The organism is Gemmiger sp. (genome assembly GCF_036306485.1).
Lineage (GTDB): Bacteria > Bacillota > Clostridia > Oscillospirales > Ruminococcaceae > Gemmiger.
In genome coordinates, this window is sequence record NZ_JAXJZK010000001.1 from 22,913 (window position 1) to 36,277 (window position 13,365).

The following is a 13,365-nucleotide window of genomic DNA, read 5'->3' on the forward strand; positions in this document are numbered from 1 at the left end:
CACCTTCTGACCTCTTGCGCAAGCTGCCGGGGGATGGTATAGTAGAGTGGAATTGCAAAATTATTGTGAATGAGGTGTTTCCGAATGGCATTTTCGATGGACTTTTCCAAGCGTCTGGAGCTGTTCGGACCGGAAATTTTTGCGGCCCTGAACGATAAAAAAGTAGCCCTCGAAGCAACGGGCAAAAAGCTGTACAATCTGTCGGTGGGCACGCCGGATTTTGAACCGATGCCCCACATCAAGCAGGCCCTGATCGAGGCGGCGTCGGACAGCGAAAACTGGAAGTATTCGCTGCGCGACCTGCCCGAGATGCTGCAGGCCGTCTGTGACTACTACCGCAGCCGGTTCGGGGTGGAGGACATCACCCCCGACCGGGTCATGAGCTTTTCGGGCAGCCAGGACGGCATCGGTCACCTGGGCATGGCGCTGCTCAACGACGGCGACACCGTGCTGCTTCCCGACCCGTGCTACCCGGTGTTCATCACGGGGTCCCGGCTGGGCGGCGGCGTGCCCTATTATTACCATCTGACCCGGGAACACAACTTCCTGCCCAACGTCCGCGAAATCCCCGAGGAGGTCGCCCGCCGCGCCAAGTACATGATCGTCTCGCTGCCCGCCAACCCGGTCGGCAGTGTCGGCACGCCGGAAATCTACCGCGAGATCGTGGATTTCTGCAACCGGTACGAGATCCTTCTCGTCCACGACAACGCTTACAGCGACATCATCTTTGACGGCGCCGAAGGCCACAGCATCTTCAACGTCCCCGGCGCCCGGGACTGCGCGGTGGAGTTCTTCTCGCTCAGCAAGAGCTTCAATGTGACCGGTGCGCGGATCAGCTTCCTGGTGGGCCGCCCCGACGTCGTGGCCGCCTGCAAGAAACTGCGCACCCAGATTGATTTCGGCATGTTCATCCCGGTCCAGAAGGCGGCCATCGCGGCCCTGACCGGCCCGCGTGAGGCCGTCCGTGCCCAGTGTGCCGAGTACCAGCGCCGCCGCGACGCCCTGTGCGGCGGCCTGCGCGCCATCGGCTGGAACGTCCCGGACAGCCACGGCTCGATGTTCGTCTGGGCCCCCGTGCCGCAGGGCTATGCGAACAGCATGGACTTCTGCCTGGCCCTCATCGAGAAGGCCGGTGTCATCTGCACCCCCGGCTCCAGCTTCGGCCCCTCCGGGGAAGGCTATGTCCGCTTTGCGCTGACCCTCCCCGTCGAAAAAATCCGCGAGGCCGTGGCCGCCGTGCAGGCCAGCGGCCTGATCCGGCAGTAAATCAGAACGGCGCTTTCCCTCATCCCGGAAAGCGCCGTTTTTTGTTGCCGTTTCAGCCGTACGGCCAGGGAATGTCGGACAGCTCCAACAGATAATCCGACGTGACACCGTAAAACTTTGCCAGCTTGCGGAGCACCTCGGTCGGAATGTCCAGCTCCCCGCGCTCATAGTTGCTGTATACCCGCTGACTGCAGGACAAAATCTGTCCCATCTGTTTCTGTGTCAAATCGTGATCCTCCCGCAGATCGCGGATGCGGCGATACAGCATGGCGCAGCTTTTCCCCCTGCCCAGGAGCCGGACGGCTCGCTTGTTACTTTGTAAAATTGTAGCATAGCGGATTATCCGCTATTGCATTCTAGCGGATTTTGCGCTAGAATGAAGGGGAAATGCCGGTCTTTCAGGATATTTTCAGTTTGACAGGCTATACTTTTGAAAGAAAGGGAGGGCGGCAGACGGAATGGAACGGCAGCAAAAGCGGATCTTTGAATGGCGGGATCTGCGGGTGGATTTCGGGGCACGGCGGATCTGGCGTGCAGGGGACGAGATCTCCCTGACCCCGCGGGAATTTTCCCTGCTGGAAGTGCTGGTGCTCAACCGGGAGCTGGCCCTCACGCGGGATCAGCTGCTGCAGCAGGCCTGGGGCTACGACTATGCCGGCGAGAGCCGGACCGTCGATGTGCACATCAACCGTCTGCGCCGCAAGCTCGGTCTTGAGGATGACATCCAGACCGTCTACAAGGTGGGATACCGCCTCACGCTGTCCTGTTCGCCGCTGCGCACAGGGTCCCGCCATCACGTCTGACAAAACCGCCGGGCCGCCCGCCCGGCGGTTTTGTCGCAGATGACAGGAACTTCCATTGAAAAACCGGACCAGTCTGTGCTATAATTTCATGTGAACATTTTGTGGGCAGAACAGGGGGCGAGTCAATGTCAAAATCCTCGGGAACCGCCGCGTCCAAGAGCGGCACGCCCGCAGGGCTGCGTGAAGCGATGAAAAAAGCGACCACAGAGATGCTCGTACTCTTTCTGCTGCGTCAGAAAAACATGTATGCCTACGAGATGATTCAGGAATTGTCCCGTCTGACCGACGGGGTCCTGACCTTCAGCACGCTGTATCTTGCCATTTATCGCCTGCAGGCGCAGGGGCAGATCCGGGAGGCGGAAAAGCGGATCACCGACAACCGGACGCGCGTTTATTTTGCAATCACGGACCAGGGCCGGACCTACTTGCAGGAACTGATCCGGGAATACAGCCTTCTGACACAGACCATCCAGGCTCTGCTGTCGAAGGACGGAAAGCTCTACGGGGAGGACGGCTCATGCATCAGCGGGAACTGAAACAATACTGCCGCAGGACACGACGCTATCTGCCCGGAGGGCGGGAGGCGGCTCTCGCCTTTGAAGGGTACATACACAGCTGCGCCGACCAGTTCTTTCAGGAACAGCCCGACGCGGCGTTCGAGGATTTTGTGGCGCAGATCGGCACACCGGAGGAGGCAGCCCGGGAATACCTGTCCCTGCTGCCCGGCGAGACGGTCCGCCGGCACCGCACCCGCCGCCGGCATCTGCTGCGCGGGGCCGTGGCGGCCGGCTGTGCCATGCTGGCAGTCCTGGCGGGGCTGGTGATCTATTACTACGCCGTGCGCGGCGTGGTCGTCATCCATGAACAGAGCGGTGTTGTTGACTACGACGGGGGAGCGGACCTTTCGGGAATGCCTACCCCGCCGCCGATCATAGAATAAACTGGAGGTAGTATCATGAAAAAACTCGTTTCGCTCTTTGTCTGTCTGGCACTGGCCGTCGGTCTGGCACTGCCCTGCGTGGCGCAGGAACTCCCGGCGTCGGCGCAGCGCACCGTCAGCACCACCACCGAGGACCTCGGCGACGGCTGGGTTGTCGTGACCACCGTGACGGAATCCGCCGCACAGGCCCGCTCCTCCACCAAGGTGGGCAGCAAGCATGCCGAGTATACTTACGAGGGCCGTCACATTGCCACGGTCTACCTCAACGGCAGCTTCAGCTATGACGGCAGCTCCGCCACCGCCACCGGCGTTTCCGCCAGCCATGTCACGGCTTCCGGCTGGAGCTACGGCGGCGAATCCACCTGGTGCAGCGGCGCTTCGGTCCGCCTGACGGCCACCCTGTCCGGCGAAGGCCATGACGTGCCCATCAGCCTGACGCTGACCTGCGACAAGAACGGCAATCTGTCCTGAATCCCGGCAGCGCTCCCCGGCAGGGAAGCGCTGCTTTTTTGCTGCAAAAAAAGCCCCTGTGCCGGCCGGCACAGGGGCTTTTGTCTGCGTTTGTCAGTGCTGCGGGTTCAGGATGGTGCGCCAGTCCAGATCCCCGTGTTCGAGGCCATGGATCAGCACTTCGGCGGTGGCAATGTTGGTCGCCACCGGGATGTTGTGCACGTCACAGATGCGCAGCAGATTCATCTCATTGGGTTCGCTGGGCTTGGCGCTGATGGGGTCGCGGAAAAACAGCAGCATATCCACCTCATCACAGGCAATCCGCGCCATGATCTGCTGTGCGCCGCCGTGGGCTCCGGGCAGAAAGCGCTGCACGGGCAGACCGGTCGCCTCCTCCACCATCCGGCCGGTGGTGCCTGTTGCAATCAGCCGGTGCTCGCTCAGGATATGGCGGTACGCGGTGCAGAACTGAACCATAAGTTCTTTTTTGGTATCATGCGCGACCAGTGCGATTGTCATAAGGCTCCCTCGCTTCCATCTATATCAACGTAACGGGCGGATTTCTGCTGTGCAAGGATCACAGAGCAACCAGGGGAATGCGTTCCCCCAGCAGACGCCCGGCCAAAGCTTCCCCGGCCAGAGCGGCGAGACATCCCGGCGGCAGCTCGGTTCCGGCTGCACCGGCCTGCTGCAGTTCCCGACTTTCGGGGATCACGGCGATCAGCTGCAAGCCTACGGTATCAATACATTCGTCCAGATCATACACCGCCGAATCCCGCCCGAAGCTGCTGCGCGAGACACGGTTCACAACAAGCCGGACCGACGAAGGCGCGTGGTCGTGCTGCAGCAGCGTGTCGGCCACAATCCTGCCGTCCCGCAGCGCAATGGGGTCCGGTGTCAGCACCACCAGCGCGCGGTCCGCCAGCTGATCGGCCGCACAGAACGGCGCGCCCATGCCGGCGGCAGTGTCCAGCAAAATAAAATCGAAATAATCCCGCATGGCCAGGATCAGGCCGGCCAGCGGCGCCGCGCGGACTTCACCGCCCTCATACGGCGCACTGATCACCGACAACCCCGGGTAAAGCGGGCTTTGTACAATGGCTTTTTCACCCGGACACCGTCCGCACAGAACGTCCTCAATGTCATAGACGGTCTTTCCGTATACCCCGGAAATCACGTCAACGCTGCGCAGACCGGAATCCAGCTCAATCAGCAGGACCCGCTTGCCGCGGGCCGCCAACTTGGCCCCGACCAGTACGGATACGGTGCTCTTGCCCGTCCCGCCCTTGCCGGAGCAGATCATGATGGTTTGTGCGTTCACGAAATTCCTCCCTTGTTCCGGGGCAATAACACCCCTTCGCAGCACGATGCTGCGCCAAAAAGGAAGAAACCCCGTCTATTATTTTAACACAAACATGTGGGAGAAACAACTGATAATTTGATAAAAAATACCTAGTTTTTTTGTAGCAATCTAACGATAGCAAGCACAAAAGGAAACGTTTCCGCCGGACCGTCCCATTTTTTTTACATCCGCTGCCCCCACAGCCGGCGCAGCATTTCCAGCGCGTGCTTTTCCAGCCGGGACACATAACTCCGGCTGATGCCCAGCCTGGCGGCCAGTTCGTGCTGGGTCAGCGGCGCGCCGCCGTCCAGCCCGTACCGGCTCGATACAATCTGCCGCTCCCTCTCGGGCAGCTGGCGCAGCAGCGCCCGCAGCCTCGCGGCCAGATCCCGCCGCTCGCACCCGTCCTCCATGGCCGGCTCGTCGGGCAGGACGTCGGCCAGCGTCAGCATGCTGTTTTCGCCTTCCAGCGGCTCCTGCAGCGAAACCTGCGTCCCTTCCCGCCGCGTCCGCCGCAGCTGCATCCGCATCTCATTTGCTATCCTCCCCCCAAAGCGCTCCGGCCGCAGCGCCGTCTTGCGCGCCGAACAGCACCACCTGCGCGCATTCGCCGTCCCAGACGACTTTGCGCACCACCGTGCGAAGGAGCGTCCGTTTCTGTTCGGCCGTCATCCCGTCGATGCCGTCCCGCAGCACCGTGAGCGTCTGCCGCAGCCGGTCGAACGCGGCGCCGCTCAGGGCGTGCCGGTCGGTCCGCTCTTCCAGCTCGGTGATGCGGGCCTGCAGCCCGGCGCTGCGGGCGTGCAGCTCCTCGATGCGCTGCCTGATATGGCTCGCGGCGGTGCTGCCGTCAAAATCGGCCAGCGAGTCCACCAGCGCGCCGATCTTCCGCTCCGTCCCGGCCTGCTGCTGCCGCAAGTCTTCGAGCTGGCTGTCGGACTCCTCCCGGCTGCCGGCGAAAAACCGTCTGCCCTGTTCCAGCCGGGCCGCAAAGACGCCCCCATCGCCGGACAACTGCCCGACCTGCCCGAGAACGGCATCGTCCAGCGCCCGGCCGCCCGCGTTGGAGCAGCGGCACAGACTGCGCTTGCTGCGCTCCTTCATCTTGCAGACGTAGGTATAGACCGGCTTGCCGTCCGCCGTGACCCGCCCGGAAAGCTTCGGGTACATCCGACTGCCGCAGCGGCACCACAGCAGCCCGGTGAGCAGTGCCTCGTTGCGGCGGGGGCGGCGGTAGGCCCGGGATTTGTTGCGTTCCAACGACTCCTGGACGTGAATCCAGGTCCCGGACGGGATGAGGCCGGGATGCTGCCCGACCGAGATGATCCACTCGCTGACGGGCAGATAGACGGTGGCCCGGCCCTTTTGCTGGGCGGTGCGGTTGTAGGCCAGAATCCCCCGGACGCCGTCGAACTCCTCCGGCGGGGAGAACAGATCGGCCTGCTTCTCTATAAAATATTCGTAGGCGTCCCGGTCGGCCATGAGATAGACCGGGTTCTGCAGAATGCCCTTGATGGAAAACCGGGTGAAGCTGCGGCCGGTTTTGGTCCTGATCTGGCAGCGCAGCAGTTCCGCCTCGGTCATCGTCAGCGAGCCGGTCTCGCAGTACAGCGCATAGATCCGGCGCACGATGTCGGCCTCCTGGGGGATGAGTTTGAGCTTGCAGGCCCGCTTGCTCCTGCCGTCCACCGTGACGGTCCGGACCGCCTCCGAGGTGTAGCCGGTGGGGGTGATGCCGCCCAGCCAGCGCCCGGTCTTGGCCAGCTCGTGCATGTTGTCGCGGATGCGCTCGGCGATGGTCTCCCGCTCGAGCTGACTGAACACCGAGGCAATGTACATCATGGCCCGGCCCATGGGGCTGGAGGTGTCAAAGCTCTCCCGGATCGAGACAAAGTCGATGTCCAGCCGCCCCAGCTCCTCAATCAGCGCCGAAAAGTCGCTGATGTTGCGGCTGATCCGGTCCAGCCGGTAGACCACCACGGCCCTGAACCGGCGCTCGCGGGCAGCGCGCATCATCCGTTTGAAATCCGGACGGTTCAGATTGCCGCCCGAAAACCCCTCGTCCTCAAAGACGACGGCCCCGTCGGCCAAGTCGTCGCCGAAAGCGGTGCGGATGTACGCCCGGCACAGCTCCACCTGGTTGCCGATGCTCTCCCCCTTGCCGGTAAAGCGGGATTTGCGGGAATAGATCGCAATGACCTCTTGGTTCTTGGGCATGGAAAGCCCCCCTTCTGCCGCAATTCTATGCAGGAACGCCCCAAAAGCGTCATAACAGACCGGCCCGGCGCCATACAATACACCAAACGACGAAAAGCGGGAGGTGGAGCGGATGAGAAGCGGCGCGCCCATCCGGGTCATCGTGCAGTTTCCGGCGACCGGGGAGGGCAGAGGCGAGCTGGCCCGGCGGGTCGCGGAGGCGCACGCCGATTTCGTGATCGGCACCATCAGCAGGCTGAGCTGCCCCGTGCGTCAGAAGCTGGATCTTCTGCAGGCCGTGATGGCTGCGGCGGAACGAGCCGAATCGGAACCGGCAGAACAAGAGGGTCCCCGGAGAGCGTGATGCTCCGGGGGCCCTCTTGTTGAGAAAGCCTGCCGCTCCTGGTATAATGAAAACGAGGAAGGGAGTGACCGCATGAAAGTTGTCTGTTTCGGGGATTCCAACACCTACGGCTATGACCCGCGCTCCTGGCTCGGCGGGCGGTATCCCGAAGAGAGCCGCTGGGTGGACCTTCTTGCCGAAAAGACCGGCTGGCAGGTCGTCAACCTCGGGGAGAACGGTCGGTGTATTCCGCAGCGGCCCGTCGCGCTCCCGGCGGAAGCGGATCTGCTCATCGTGATGCTGGGCACCAACGATTTGCTGCAGGGCGGCACCCCGCAGCAGGCAACCGGGCGGATGGAGCGCTTTCTGGCCAGCCTGCCCGTCGCGCCGGACAAGATCCTGCTGATCGCGCCGCCGCCCCTGACCCTCGGCGCCTGGGTGCCCGACGAGGGGCTGATCGACGCGTCCCGCACGCTGGCCCGGTGCTACCGGGCGCTGGCCGGACGGCTGGGCACCAAGTTTGCCGACGCGGGAAACTGGAATGTGACACTCGCCTTTGACGGCGTGCATTTTACCGGGCAGGGCCACCGGGCCTTTGCCGAACAACTGGAGCGGGAGGTCAACCCATGAAACAGATTGTACCGTTGGTTTTGTCGTTTCTTCTGCTGCTGACCGGATGCGGCGCGGCCGGAACGGCGGGGGACAGCGGCTACCGGCAGATCAGCCAGGAGGAAGCCAAGGAGATGATGGACACCGGGGAAGTCCTGATCCTGGATGTCCGCGAACAGGACGAATACGACAGCGGCCATATTCCCGACGCCGTGCTGCTGCCGGTGGGGCAGATCACCGAGGAATCCGCCGCCGAGGTCATCCCGGACAAGGACACCACGGTCCTTGTGTACTGCCGCAGCGGCAACCGCAGCAGGACCGCCGCCGCGGCGCTGGCCGGACTGGGCTATTCCAACATCTTCGAGTTCGGCGGCATCTCCACCTGGCCGTATGAGATTGAACCGTAAAACGCAGCGCCCGGCAGAAGCTGCCGGGCGCCGGGAATCTTCAAAGAGGTGATCGGTTATGAACTTTTGCAGCGAACCCGGGCGGATTTTTGCCCGAGACGAGAACGGCCGGCTGGTGGCGGAAGTGACCTTTCCGCAGCAAGGCGGCGTGGCCGTCATCAACCATACCTTTGTGGACCCGTCGCTGCGCGGGCAGGGGGTGGCCGGCCAGCTCCTGCAGGCCGCGGCAGATACCCTGCGTCAACAGGGGCTCAGGGCTCACCCCACCTGCTCCTATGCCGTCCACTGGTTTTCGGTGCATCCGGATCAGCAGGATCTCCTGGTGTGACGGCCGGGCGGGACAGCAGGGCTCCCGCACACAGCATCAAGGCGCAGCCGGCTGACGCCAGGAGCTGCCCTGCGAGCCCGTGATCCCGCACCGTGTCCGGCAGGGAGACAAACGCCAGCAGACTTTGCCGGGCCATGTCGGCCAGATCGGTCCAGAAGCCCGGGTCGGACCACCGGGCGGGAATCAGCCAGCGCGGCAGCACCCCCAGCAGGGCAGGCAGGGCCAGCGCGGCGGCAAGCAGCACCCCGAACCCCGCCGCCCGGCGCAGTCCCGAAGGCAGCCGCTGCCCCAGCTGCCGTGCCAGCAGCAGTGCCGTGACGACGAGCGGCAGCCAGCCCGCCGCGGTCAGGAACTGACGCAGCGTGCCGACGGGCAGCAGCACCGTGTCGCTTTCCGCAAGGCCGGCGCGCTGCAGAAGGCTCTGTACCGTGCCGCGCGGATTGCCGCCCGATCGGATACGCAGGGAGGCGGCGGAGCAGCCGGCGCCGGAATCCGCCGTTTCGGGGCAGAGCAGGAACGCTTCCTTCCCCGTCAGCACACCGGTGACGCGGCGGGATTCGCCGTCCGCCGTCAGTGTCAGTCCGGCCGCGTCCCGGTTTCCGAACAGGGCATCGGCCAATCCGGCGCTGACGGCGCAGCCGTCTGTCTGGCCCGCACCGGGGACCGTTCCGCACACGGCGTCGGCCGGAAAGCAGAGGGAAGGGCTGCCGTATACCGCAATCCGCCGGGCCGTTGTGCGGCGGCCCAACGCGGTGGTCAGGGTGACCGGTTCCTCCCGCCAGAGGGCGAGATCCAGACCCTGCTCTGCGGCGGCACGGCAGAGGGACTCGGCCTGCCCGGCACTGAGCGGCGCATCGAACCGCAGCTCATAGCCGTCGGCAGGAAGCCCCGCCGCAGCCGCGAAGAAGCCCCAGACGGCCGCGGCGATGAGCAGCCAGCCGAGCACCGGACCCAGCCGCCTCATGAGGCAACCCTCACCCAGGCGCCTGCCGAGAGCGGTTTGTCCGCCCCGGTGACCACCTGGCCGCTGATGCTGCCCGAGACCGCGGCCATCCCGTCCCCCTGTGCCTCCACCGTGACGGGCAGACGGACCAGGACGTTCTGCCGGCCCAGCAGGGTGGACTGCTCCTCCATCAGATAGACAAAGGTTCCGCTGCTGTCCGTCTGGATGGCGGTGGCGGGCAGGCATTGCGGGTACTGCCCCGCGTTGAGCCGCAGTTCCACCGAGGCGGCACCCGCCTGCCAGCCGCCGGCGTCCAGCAGGGCGGTGACCCGCACGCTGCCGTCCTCCGCCGGATCGGCCAGGGCAGTGATGGCGGTCTGTGCCGACCGGCTGCCCTGCGTCACCGTCACCGACGTTCCCACCGTGGCAAGGCCGGCAGCCTCCCGGTCAAGCGAAAAGGTCAGCACGCTGCCGGTGGTCTCATCGGCCAGCAGGCCCGCCACGGCGGAACTGGCCTGCCCCGCCGCAAGGTCCAGCCGGGTCAGCGTGCCGTCGGCGGGGGCGGTCAGCACACCGCCCGCCTGTTCGAGCGCCTGCAGGGCATCCAGAGTGGCGCGTGCGGCGTCCAGCTGCGCCCGGGTCACGGCTGCCTGGGCCTGATTCGCTGCGTTGGTCTTCGCCAGGTCCGCGGCGGACTGGCGGTAACTGTGGGCGGCACTGTCGCGGGCATCCTCATAGTTCTGGGCGGTGTCCGTCGCCGCCTTGTTGGCGGCGGCTGCACTTTCCTGCGCGGCGGCAAGGGCGGTTTCGGCGGCATCCAGCGCGGACTGCGCGGCGGCAATCTGCTGCTGCCGCTCGGCCTCGGCACTCTCGGGGGTGGCGGCGGGCTGGCTCTGCAGGGCGCGCAGCGCGCTTTGGGCCTCGTCGCGCTGCTGCTGCGCCTTGGCCACCGTTTCCTCCCCCGCCTGCCAGGTCTGCCGGGTGTCGGCATAGGCGCGGTCCAGCTGCTGCTGGGCCTGCTGCAATGCGAAGCTGTCCGCCTGGTCGGGGTCGGAGAGCTGGGCAGCAGAGGTTTCCAGCTGCCCGACCTGCGCCTGCTTTTCCGCGATGGCCTGTGCCAGGGCGGCGGCGTCAAACCGGGCAATCGCCTCTCCTTTTGCAAGATGCTGCCCGGCGGTGGCGGTGACCTCGGCGACGAGCAGCCCTTCCGGGACGGAAATCGGCGTGCCGCCCTGAACCGAAATGCTGCCCTGGACCGTGCTGCTCCGGGTGATGGTGCCGGCGCTGGCCTGCCCCACGGTGATCCGGGGCATGCTGGCCCCCGCAATGCCGCGGGCAACGAGCGTCAACAGCAGCATGGCGGCAAAGAATTTTCCCACCGTGCCCAGACGTCCGGCCTGCTGGGGATCGCTGTCCCGCCACGCGGTGACCGCTTGCGGCAAAAATGAAAAACGATGTTTCATGAATCTGCTTCCTTATGAATAGCGCTATTCTTTGAGGCCGCTGGCCTGAATGCCCAGTTCCAGATAGGGCTGCCCGAAGCGGAAAATCAGGACGGCGGGCGTCAGCATGACAAGGCTGGCCGCCATGGCCGCAGCCAGCCCTGTGCCGTCGAGACCGGCAGCGGAGGCAAGATAGAGGGAGAGCGGCCAGCGGGCGGGATTCCTGAGAAAGGTCATGGGCTGTTCGATGGCGTTCCAGCCTTCCAGAAAGGCCAGCACCATCGCCGAGAGGATGCCCGGCGTACCCAGCGGCAGCCCGATGTGCCAGAAGGCCCGGACCGGTCCGGCGCCGTCCAGCGCGGCGGCTTCCAGCAGGGCGTGGGGCACGGCATCGAACCCCCGTGCCATCACAAACACCGGAAAGGCGGAAAAACAGCCGGGCAGAATCAGCGCCCAGTGGGTGTCCAGCAAGCCCAGCCGGTCAAGGACCAGATAGTTGGGCACCATCGTGACCTGAAAGGGCAGCAGCATCAGCAGAATGTACAGACCCATCCAGAACTGCCGTCCCCGGAACCGCAGGCGGGACAGCGCCCAGGCCGCCGGGGTGCCCAGGCAGAGCTGCCCCAGCAGCTGGGGAAACACCTGCAAACAGCTGTTCCAGAACATCGCAAAAAACTGCGGGGTGTCCAGCAGCAGCCCGGCCAGGGGCTGCAGGGTGGGCCAGCTGGGCAGAAGCTGCCACCGCGCCGCGCCGGATGCTGCGCCGCTCAGGGCCGGGCCGATCGTGGCGGCGAGTTCATCCGCCGGCGTCAGCGTCCCGAAGAAAAGAAACCAGAGCGGCCACCAGACGGTCAGGGCCGCGGCGCCCAGCACGACGGTGAGCAGGGCGCGGGCTGCCGCGGGCTTCACGGGTTGAGGATGGCGACGGTGTCCGCGATGAAACCGTCGTCCGTCATGCTGCCGGTGATGTAGACATAGGCGTTCTCCCGGATCATCTCGGCAGTGCCTTCCTCCTGGCGGGAGGTTCCGTTCCCGTCGGCGTAAATCGCCAGATAGCGGGTGTCCTCGGGGCAGGTCACGGCGAACGCCGAGCCGGTATCGGCCTGCGCCATGACGCAGCCATCGCTCCCGGCGCTTTGCGAATCGACCACCGTGGGGCAGAGCAGGAAGCCGGTGTCCGTCCGTTCCTCCACCAGTCCGTCGTATGCCGCGGCATCCGCGTCAAAGAGGGTACTCTGCGTCGCCGAGGGCTCCGGCGACGGCGCGGCGGTGACGGCCGGCGCAGGCGAGGGCCGGACGCTCTGCCCCGAGAGAGAGGCCGCGGACCCGGCCGGGGAACCGCAGCCGGTCAGAAGCAGCGCGCAGGCGGCTGCGGCCAACGAAACAATCTTCCGCATGGGAAATCCTCCTTTGAAAAATACGCAGTCATCCCGGGTCAAGGCCCGCTGCAACACAAAAATCAGACCCGAAAGGGCCAGCGCCGTGAGCACGGCCGCGGCCGTCAGGCGGGGAAGATCCAGGGAGAGAAACCAGTTGTTGAACAGATGCTGCAAGAGATACATGCTCTTGTCGGGGTAGCTCCCGCCCACCAGAAAGGCTTCCCGGAAGGCTTTGAAGCTGTTGAGCAGGCTCAGCATCCCCACAAGGCCCAGCGTGGGCAGCAGATTGGGCAGCGTGATGCAGAAAAACTTCTGCCAGGCATTGGCGCCGTCCACCGCGGCGGCCTCGTACAGGTCCGCCGGGATGCCGTCCAGCCCGGCCAGCCAGAGGATCATATCATAGCCGGCATTTTTCCACACATAGGTCAGGACCAGCACCCAGAAGGCCGCCCCGGTGCCCATAAAGTCCACCGGCGGCCTGCCCAGGGCGGAAAGCACCCCGTTGACCAGACCGTTGCGGGCAAACAGAACCTGCCACAGAATGACGATGCTGGCGACCGGAATGGCCATCGGCAGCAGAAAACTCGTGCGGAACACCCGGCCCCGGCGGGTTTCGGTGCCGTCGCGGCGGCGGGCCACGGCTCGGACCCCGAGCGCCAGCAGCAGACTGGCGGCCAGCAGCAGCGGCACACAGACACCGAGGAACCGCGCGGTGTTCCGGACCGCCAGCCGGAAGGCGGCATTCTGCACGACCGACCGGTAGTTGGTCAGCCCCACAAACTGCCGCCCCGCTGCGTCGCAGAAGCTGCGGCGGACCGTCTCCAGGAAGGGAACCAGCACAAAGACCGCCGTGCCTGTCAGGCTGGGCAGCAGGAAGAGGGCCGCGGCCCGGCTTTCCGGATTGCGGCGGGGCATAG

18 protein-coding genes are annotated in these 13,365 nt (G+C 65.1%); 9 read left to right on the top strand and 9 right to left on the bottom strand.

Annotated features, from left to right (window positions below):
- Nucleotides 1–84 precede the first annotated feature (84 nt).
- Complete coding sequence (locus U0L91_RS00110) at nt 85–1,266, top strand: pyridoxal phosphate-dependent aminotransferase (RefSeq protein ID WP_336647529.1); 1,182 nt, start codon at nt 85–87, stop codon at nt 1,264–1,266.
- Nucleotides 1,267–1,318: 52 nt separating this feature from the next.
- Here the strand turns inward: U0L91_RS00110 and U0L91_RS00115 are convergent, their stop codons facing one another.
- Nucleotides 1,319–1,534, bottom strand: coding sequence for a helix-turn-helix domain-containing protein (locus U0L91_RS00115; RefSeq protein WP_481804508.1), 216 nt, complete (start codon nt 1,532–1,534; stop codon nt 1,319–1,321).
- A 190-nt stretch (nt 1,535–1,724) separates the two neighbouring features.
- Here U0L91_RS00115 and U0L91_RS00120 point away from each other — a divergent pair, with 190 nt between their 5' ends.
- The 4 genes from U0L91_RS00120 to U0L91_RS00135 all read left to right on the top strand — a co-directional run bounded on the left by U0L91_RS00120 (nt 1,725) and on the right by U0L91_RS00135 (nt 3,480).
- A complete protein-coding gene (locus U0L91_RS00120) occupies nt 1,725–2,069 on the top strand; it encodes a winged helix-turn-helix domain-containing protein (RefSeq protein ID WP_330043815.1) in 345 nt (114 codons plus the stop codon).
- A 125-nt stretch (nt 2,070–2,194) separates the two neighbouring features.
- Entirely contained in the window at nt 2,195–2,605 is a 411-nt protein-coding gene (locus U0L91_RS00125) for a PadR family transcriptional regulator (protein WP_330043817.1), read from the top strand.
- Nucleotides 2,587–3,009, top strand: a complete 423-nt coding sequence (locus U0L91_RS00130; RefSeq protein WP_330043819.1) for a hypothetical protein — start codon at nt 2,587–2,589, stop codon at nt 3,007–3,009. Before U0L91_RS00125 ends, U0L91_RS00130 begins: the two co-directional genes overlap by 19 nt.
- 15 nt (nt 3,010–3,024) lie before the next feature.
- A complete protein-coding gene (locus tag U0L91_RS00135) occupies nt 3,025–3,480 on the top strand; it encodes a hypothetical protein (RefSeq protein ID WP_330043820.1) in 456 nt (151 codons plus the stop codon).
- 93 nt (nt 3,481–3,573) lie between these two features.
- Here U0L91_RS00135 and mgsA read toward each other — a convergent pair whose 3' ends face one another.
- From mgsA to U0L91_RS00155, 4 genes are all read right to left on the bottom strand, one after another.
- Nucleotides 3,574–3,978 carry a methylglyoxal synthase gene (gene mgsA / locus U0L91_RS00140; protein ID WP_330043822.1) on the bottom strand — a complete coding sequence of 135 codons (405 nt, stop codon included), beginning with the start codon at nt 3,976–3,978 and terminating at the stop codon, nt 3,574–3,576.
- Between the two features lie 58 nt (nt 3,979–4,036).
- The gene (locus tag U0L91_RS00145) at nt 4,037–4,780 is read right to left on the bottom strand and encodes a nucleotide-binding protein (protein ID WP_330043824.1); all 744 of its coding nucleotides are present in this window, start codon (nt 4,778–4,780) and stop codon (nt 4,037–4,039) included.
- Nucleotides 4,781–4,983: 203 nt separating this feature from the next.
- Complete coding sequence (locus tag U0L91_RS00150) at nt 4,984–5,331, bottom strand: sigma-70 family RNA polymerase sigma factor (protein WP_330043825.1); 348 nt, start codon at nt 5,329–5,331, stop codon at nt 4,984–4,986.
- Between the two features lies 1 nt (nt 5,332).
- Nucleotides 5,333–7,018 carry a recombinase family protein gene (locus tag U0L91_RS00155; protein WP_330043826.1) on the bottom strand — a complete coding sequence of 562 codons (1,686 nt, stop codon included), beginning with the start codon at nt 7,016–7,018 and terminating at the stop codon, nt 5,333–5,335.
- Nucleotides 7,019–7,130: 112 nt separating this feature from the next.
- Here U0L91_RS00155 and U0L91_RS00160 point away from each other — a divergent pair, with 112 nt between their 5' ends.
- The 4 genes from U0L91_RS00160 (at nt 7,131) to U0L91_RS00175 (ending at nt 8,684) form a co-directional block, all read left to right on the top strand.
- Nucleotides 7,131–7,361 (top strand): hypothetical protein, encoded by a 231-nt coding sequence (locus tag U0L91_RS00160; protein ID WP_330043827.1) that lies wholly within the window; start codon nt 7,131–7,133, stop codon nt 7,359–7,361.
- Between the two features lie 72 nt (nt 7,362–7,433).
- Nucleotides 7,434–7,970 (top strand): GDSL-type esterase/lipase family protein, encoded by a 537-nt coding sequence (locus tag U0L91_RS00165; RefSeq protein WP_330043828.1) that lies wholly within the window; start codon nt 7,434–7,436, stop codon nt 7,968–7,970.
- Complete coding sequence (locus U0L91_RS00170; RefSeq protein ID WP_330043829.1) at nt 7,967–8,356, top strand: rhodanese-like domain-containing protein; 390 nt, start codon at nt 7,967–7,969, stop codon at nt 8,354–8,356. Before U0L91_RS00165 ends, U0L91_RS00170 begins: the two co-directional genes overlap by 4 nt.
- Before the next feature lie 58 nt (nt 8,357–8,414).
- Nucleotides 8,415–8,684, top strand: coding sequence for a GNAT family N-acetyltransferase (locus tag U0L91_RS00175; protein ID WP_330043830.1), 270 nt, complete (start codon nt 8,415–8,417; stop codon nt 8,682–8,684).
- Here U0L91_RS00175 and U0L91_RS00180 read toward each other — a convergent pair.
- Genes U0L91_RS00180 through U0L91_RS00195 form a run of 4 tightly spaced genes read right to left on the bottom strand, consistent with a single transcriptional unit; the run spans nt 8,608 to nt 13,363 of the window.
- Complete coding sequence (locus U0L91_RS00180; RefSeq protein WP_330043831.1) at nt 8,608–9,648, bottom strand: hypothetical protein; 1,041 nt, start codon at nt 9,646–9,648, stop codon at nt 8,608–8,610. The two genes, U0L91_RS00175 and U0L91_RS00180, sit on opposite strands and share 77 nt — an antisense overlap.
- Complete coding sequence (locus U0L91_RS00185; protein ID WP_330043833.1) at nt 9,645–11,090, bottom strand: hypothetical protein; 1,446 nt, start codon at nt 11,088–11,090, stop codon at nt 9,645–9,647. Before U0L91_RS00185 ends, U0L91_RS00180 begins: the two co-directional genes overlap by 4 nt.
- Before the next feature lie 24 nt (nt 11,091–11,114).
- Nucleotides 11,115–11,978, bottom strand: coding sequence for a carbohydrate ABC transporter permease (locus U0L91_RS00190; protein ID WP_330043835.1), 864 nt, complete (start codon nt 11,976–11,978; stop codon nt 11,115–11,117).
- Nucleotides 11,975–13,363 (bottom strand): carbohydrate ABC transporter permease, encoded by a 1,389-nt coding sequence (locus U0L91_RS00195; protein WP_330043837.1) that lies wholly within the window; start codon nt 13,361–13,363, stop codon nt 11,975–11,977. Before U0L91_RS00195 ends, U0L91_RS00190 begins: the two co-directional genes overlap by 4 nt.
- Nucleotides 13,364–13,365 lie beyond the last annotated feature (2 nt).